Consider the following 5,190-nt stretch of genomic DNA (forward strand, 5'->3'; position numbering starts at 1 on the left):
GGCACGCATTCGGCGTGCCTTCCGGAGAAGTGAAATGAGCCGTCCCGACCTGCGTAGCTTCGACACCGACACGACCGGCCCGGGAGCCCAGACCGGGCGCGACCGCCAGACCGCCGAGCGCGCCGAGTCCGGCAGCCCGGCCGGCCGCGAGGCCCGCCCCAGCACGGAGCGCACCGCGATCGAGTACTGCGTCGACAACGACCTGATCTGACCCGGTCCGCCGTCCCGCGGCGCCGACCGGGCGCCGCCGCACGGCGGTCAGTATTTCTGCGGCACGTAGAGGTCCGACGGGAGCGTACGCCGCTCGTAGTTCGGATTGAACACCCGGTCCGGCAAGGCGATCGGCTCGTGCGGCACCGGCTCGTACGGGATCTGCTGGAGCAGATGGTCGATGCAGTTGAGCCGGGCCCGCTTCTTGTCGTTCCCCTCGACGATGTACCACGGCGCCTCGGGGATGCTGGTGCGGAACAGCATGTCCTCCTTGGCCCGCGTATAATCCTCCCAGCGCACCCGCGACTGCAGGTCCATCGGGCTCAGCTTCCACTGCTTCATCGGATCGTGGATGCGCATCAGGAAGCGCATCTGCTGCTCCTCGTCGGTGATGGAGAACCAGTATTTCAGCAGGATGATGCCGGAGCGCACCAGCATGCGCTCGAACTCCGGCACGTCGCGGAAGAACTGCTCCACCTCCTCCTCGTTCGCGAAGCCCATCACCCGCTCGACGCCGGCGCGGTTGTACCAGGAGCGGTCGAACAGCACGATCTCGCCGCCGGCCGGCAGGTGCGGGACGTAGCGCTGGAAATACCACTGGGTCCGTTCGCGCTCGGTCGGCGCCGGCAACGCGACGACGCGGGCGACGCGCGGATTGAGCCGCTGGGTGATGCGCTTGATCACGCCGCCCTTGCCGGCCGCGTCGCGCCCCTCGAACACCACCACGATCTTGGCCTTGGTGTGCAGGACCCAGTCCTGCAGCCTGATCAGCTCGGTCTGCAGCGTCAGGAGCTGGCGCAGGTAATCTCGGCGGTCGATCGACGGCGGATGGGTCCGCCTGTAAATCCGGCGCAGCTCGTCCGAGAGCGCCGGCTCGGAGAGCTCCAGCTCGTAGTCCTCGTCGAGCGTGTCGGCGAGCTCGGCGTCGAGCCAGTCGAGGCTCCCATCGTCCAGCTCACCAGGGCCCGGCGTGCCGCGGGCCGGCTTGCGGTCGTCCATCTGTCGCTCCGGAAGTCGTCTCGATGCGGACGGAATCGTCCGTCGGGACAGTCACCGGGATTGTGCGACAGTTCGATGACGAAATCCGCGCGGCGCTCGGTCGCGCGGATTTTTCCGGACCTGCCCGGCGCCCTCACACCCGGGTCGGGTAATTCGGGCTTTCACGCGTGATCGTCACGTCGTGGACGTGGCTCTCGCGCAGGCCGGCGGCCGAGATCTTCACGAACTGCGCCTTGTCGTGCAGCTCCTTCAGGGTGGCGGCCCCGACATAGCCCATGGCGGCGCGCAGCCCGCCGGTGAGCTGGTGCAGAACGGCGCTGGCCGGGCCCTTGTAGGGCACCTGCCCCTCGACGCCCTCGGGCACGAGCTTGAGCGAGTCCTTGATGTCCTGCTGGAAGTAGCGGTCGGCCGAGCCGCGCGCCATGGCGCCGACCGAGCCCATGCCCCGGTAGGTCTTGTAGGAGCGGCCCTGATACAGAAAGACCTCGCCGGGCGTCTCGTCGGTGCCGGCCAGGAGCGAGCCGATCATGGCGCAGTCGGCGCCGGCGGCCAGCGCCTTGGCCAGATCCCCGGAATACTTGATGCCGCCGTCGGCGATCACGGCCACGTGGGCGTCGCGGGCGACCGAGACGGCGTCCATGATGGCGGTGAGCTGCGGCACGCCGACACCGGCGACCACCCGGGTGGTGCAGATCGAGCCCGGGCCGATGCCGACCTTGACGGCGTCGGCGCCCGCGTCGATCAGCGCCTTGGCGCCGTCCGCCGTGGCGACGTTGCCGGCGGCGACCTGAACGGCGTTGGACAGCTTCTTGATGCGGGTCACCTGGTCGAGCACGTGGCGGGAATGGCCGTGCGCCGTGTCGACGACGATCAGGTCGACCCCCGCCGCGATCAGCCGCTCGGTGCGCTCGTAGCCGCTCTCGCCGACCGTGGTGGCGGCGGCGACGCGCAGGCGCCCCTGCGCGTCCTTGCAGGCGTTGGGGTTGGCCACCGCCTTCTCGATGTCCTTGACCGTGATCAGGCCGACGCAGCGGTACTGGTCGTCGACCACCAGCAGCTTCTCGATGCGGAACTGGTGCAGGAGCCGCTTCGCCTCCTGCTGGCTGACGCCCTCGCGCACCGTGACCAGGCGCTCCTTGGTCATCAGCTCGCAGACGCGCTGGTTCGGGTCGTGGGCGAAGCGGACGTCACGGTTGGTGAGGATGCCGACCAGCTTGCCGTCGACCCCGCCCTCGGAGGTGACCACCGGAATGCCGGAGATGCGGTTGTCCGCCATCATGCGGAGCGCCTCGGCGAGCGGCGCGTCCGGGCCGATGGTGAGTGGGTTCACCACCATGCCGCTCTCGAACTTCTTCACCTGCCGCACCTGGGCGGCCTGCATGTCGGGCTCGAAATTGCGGTGGATCACCCCGATGCCGCCGGCCTGGGCCATGGCGATCGCCATGGCGCTCTCGGTGACCGTGTCCATCGCCGAGGCGATGATCGGGATGTTGAGGGCGATCTCGCGGGTGAGCTGGGTGCGGACATCGGCCTGCGACGGCAGCACGTCCGACAGGCCGGGTTGCAGCAGAACGTCGTCGAAGGTGAGGGCCTCGCGGGGAGTACCGTCGGAAAGTCCGGCCATGCCAAGCTCCTGGTCGCCGCAGGGGCCGGGAAAACGCCGACGTCTCCGGTCGAACACGGCCGGTGAGAGACTCGGGCTGCCCCTGTACGGAGTTGGCAAGGGTGGTTAGCACGGGAGTCCCGGAATGGGAAGGCGGAAGGCGGGTGTCGGTCGGTCCCGCGTTCGCTGCCCGCATCGATCGACCGTATCCGCGGGAATACGGCGGCCGCGCCGCTTCGGCAGCTCGTCCGCCTGCCCGCGCGGAAAAAATGCATGCGTCCGCAAGACGATAGTGCCGGGCAGAGCCCGGCACTCCACCGCGCCGAGGCGCAACTCCGGCGATTACGGCCGCCAGCCGGGGGGCGGCGGGCCGTGGCGCTCGATCGCCTCGACGATCTCGCGGTGACGGCGGTTCTCGCGCGTCATGTAGATGCTGATCACGGCGTGTGCCGAAGGAAGCAGCATGAGCACGGGAAGCGTGAAGATCGTCAACACGGTGAGCACGACGCTGACCGCCAGCAGCACCAGGTTGAACAGCGCCGCGAACGGCTGGCCGTTCAGCAGCAGGCCGAGGGGAGGCAGGAAGACCGCCAGGATGTAGATCATCGCCGCTTCGCTCCGGGGCGCGGGGGTGGGGCCGCGCGTCGTGGAATATGTGGGGGTTCGCGTCCCGGGCGCAATCGGGTGCGGCAGGGTGCGCAGGGGCCGGCGGCGGATGTCAATTCCCGCCGCGACGGGTCCGTCACGCGGAACCCCGGGAGCCCCCGCCATCGATATGCTCTATTGTGCCGCCTCCGTGCCGGTGCCGCACCGCCCGGCCCCGTGTCCTGCCCCCGTCTCCTGCCCGCTCCTGCCCCCGTGTCCCACCCATGGCCCTGTCCCGCGAGCGCATCGTCCCCTTCATCGTCGCGGTCGCGCTGTTCATGGAGAACATGGACTCGACCGTCATCGCCACGGCGCTGCCGGCGATCGCGGCCGACATCGGCACCTCGCCGATCGAGCTGAAGCTCGCCATCACGTCCTACCTGCTGGCGCTGGCGATCTTCATCCCGATGAGCGGCTGGATGGCCGACCGCTTCGGCGCGAGGACCATCTTCCGCAGCGCCATCGTGGTGTTCGTCGCCGGCTCGCTCGCCTGCGCCGTGTCGCAGGAGCTGTGGCACTTCGTGCTGGCGCGGTTCCTCCAGGGCATGGGCGGCGCCATGATGAGCCCGGTGGGTCGCCTGGTGCTGATCCGCTCGGTCGACAAGAGCCGGCTGGTCGACGCCATGGCGCTGGTCACCATGCCGGCGCTGATCGGCCCGCTGCTCGGGCCGCCGCTCGGCGGCCTCATCACCACCTATGCGAGCTGGCACTGGATCTTCATCATCAACGTGCCGATCGGCATCATCGGCTTCGCCCTGGTGACGGCCTTCGTCGAGAACGTGAAGAGCGAGGTGCCGGAGCCGTTCGACGGCCCGGGCATGACCCTGGTCGCGCTCGGGATCGGCGGCCTCGCCTTCGGCTCGGCCGTGATCACGGTCGATTTCGTGCCGAAATGGCTGGCCGGTGCGCTGCTCGCCATCGGAGCCGGCACGACTCTCGCCTACGTGCTCTATGCGCGGCGCGCCCCCAACCCGGTGATGGACCTGTCGCTGTTCGCGCTGCCGACGTTTCGGGCCGGCGTCGCCGGCGGCTTCGTGTTCCGGGTCGGCGCCGGCGCGCTGCCGTTCCTGCTGCCGCTGCTGTTGCAGATCGGTTTCGGCATGACGCCCTTCGAATCCGGCATGGTGACGTTCGCCACGGCGTTCGGGGCGATGGTGATGAAGACGCTGGTGCCGCGCATCCTGCGCCGCTTCGGCTTCCGCCTCGCCATGACGATCAACGCGCTTCTGGCCGCCGTGACGATCGGCGCGCCCGCCCTGTTCTCACCCGGCACGCCCGTGTGGGTGATGATCTCGGTGCTGCTGGTCGGCGGGCTCTTTCGCTCGCTGCAGTTCACCAGCGTCAACACCATCGCGTTCGCCGATGTCGAGCCGCGCCGGATGAGCCGGGCGACGTCGCTCGCCAGCGTGTCGCAGCAGCTCTCGGTGTCGACCGGCGTCACCATCGGGGCGCTGGCGCTGGAGTTGTCCATGATGGCCCGCGGCGACGCGGCCCTGACCGCCGCCACCTTCCCGCCGGCCTTCGTCACCATCGCCGTGATCTCGGCCTCGGCGACCCTGCTGTTCGCCATGATGCCGAAGGACGCGGGGGCCGAGATGGCGCAGCGGAAGTGAGACCGCACGCGATTGAACGCGGCCTCTCTGCGCCCTCGTCCTGAGGAGGCTGCGAAGCAGCCGTCTCGAAGGGCGGGGGCGGCCTCGGCCTCGGGGCCACATGGTTCGAGACGCGGCCTG

The 5,190-nt window shown here is 69.5% G+C and carries 5 protein-coding genes; 2 read left to right on the forward strand and 3 right to left on the reverse strand.

Annotated elements, in window-relative coordinates:
* Positions 1 to 34: 34 nt before the first annotated feature.
* Entirely contained in the window at positions 35 to 211 is a 177-nt protein-coding gene (locus CH341_RS34505; protein WP_170149836.1) for a hypothetical protein, read from the forward strand.
* Positions 212 to 258: 47 nt separating this feature from the next.
* Here the strand turns inward: CH341_RS34505 and ppk2 are convergent, their stop codons facing one another.
* The 3 genes from ppk2 to CH341_RS27770 all read right to left on the reverse strand — a co-directional run bounded on the left by ppk2 (position 259) and on the right by CH341_RS27770 (position 3,418).
* Positions 259 to 1,209, reverse strand: a complete 951-nt coding sequence (gene ppk2 / locus CH341_RS27760; protein WP_111422219.1) for a polyphosphate kinase 2 — start codon at positions 1,207 to 1,209, stop codon at positions 259 to 261.
* A 133-nt stretch (positions 1,210 to 1,342) separates the two neighbouring features.
* The gene (gene guaB / locus CH341_RS27765; RefSeq protein ID WP_111422221.1) at positions 1,343 to 2,833 is read right to left on the reverse strand and encodes an IMP dehydrogenase; all 1,491 of its coding nucleotides are present in this window, start codon (positions 2,831 to 2,833) and stop codon (positions 1,343 to 1,345) included.
* A 321-nt stretch (positions 2,834 to 3,154) separates the two neighbouring features.
* Positions 3,155 to 3,418, reverse strand: a complete 264-nt coding sequence (locus tag CH341_RS27770; RefSeq protein WP_111422224.1) for a hypothetical protein — start codon at positions 3,416 to 3,418, stop codon at positions 3,155 to 3,157.
* A gap of 263 nt (positions 3,419 to 3,681) precedes the next feature.
* Here CH341_RS27770 and CH341_RS27775 point away from each other — a divergent pair, with 263 nt between their 5' ends.
* Complete coding sequence (locus CH341_RS27775; protein WP_111422226.1) at positions 3,682 to 5,070, forward strand: DHA2 family efflux MFS transporter permease subunit; 1,389 nt, start codon at positions 3,682 to 3,684, stop codon at positions 5,068 to 5,070.
* The last annotated feature ends 120 nt before the right edge of the window (positions 5,071 to 5,190 follow it).

It is taken from the genome of Rhodoplanes roseus, assembly GCF_003258865.1.
Lineage (GTDB): Bacteria > Pseudomonadota > Alphaproteobacteria > Rhizobiales > Xanthobacteraceae > Rhodoplanes > Rhodoplanes roseus.

What these genes read in the sequence shown, in the direction of transcription:
- CH341_RS34505 (WP_170149836.1), top strand. Translation starts at nt 35, where the DNA reads ATGAGCCGTCCCGACCTGCGTAGCTTCGACACCGACACGACCGGCCCG.
- ppk2 (WP_111422219.1), bottom strand. Translation starts at nt 1,209, where the DNA reads ATGGACGACCGCAAGCCGGCCCGCGGCACGCCGGGCCCTGGTGAGCTG.
- guaB (WP_111422221.1), bottom strand. Translation starts at nt 2,833, where the DNA reads ATGGCCGGACTTTCCGACGGTACTCCCCGCGAGGCCCTCACCTTCGAC.
- CH341_RS27770 (WP_111422224.1), bottom strand. Translation starts at nt 3,418, where the DNA reads ATGATCTACATCCTGGCGGTCTTCCTGCCTCCCCTCGGCCTGCTGCTG.
- CH341_RS27775 (WP_111422226.1), top strand. Translation starts at nt 3,682, where the DNA reads ATGGCCCTGTCCCGCGAGCGCATCGTCCCCTTCATCGTCGCGGTCGCG.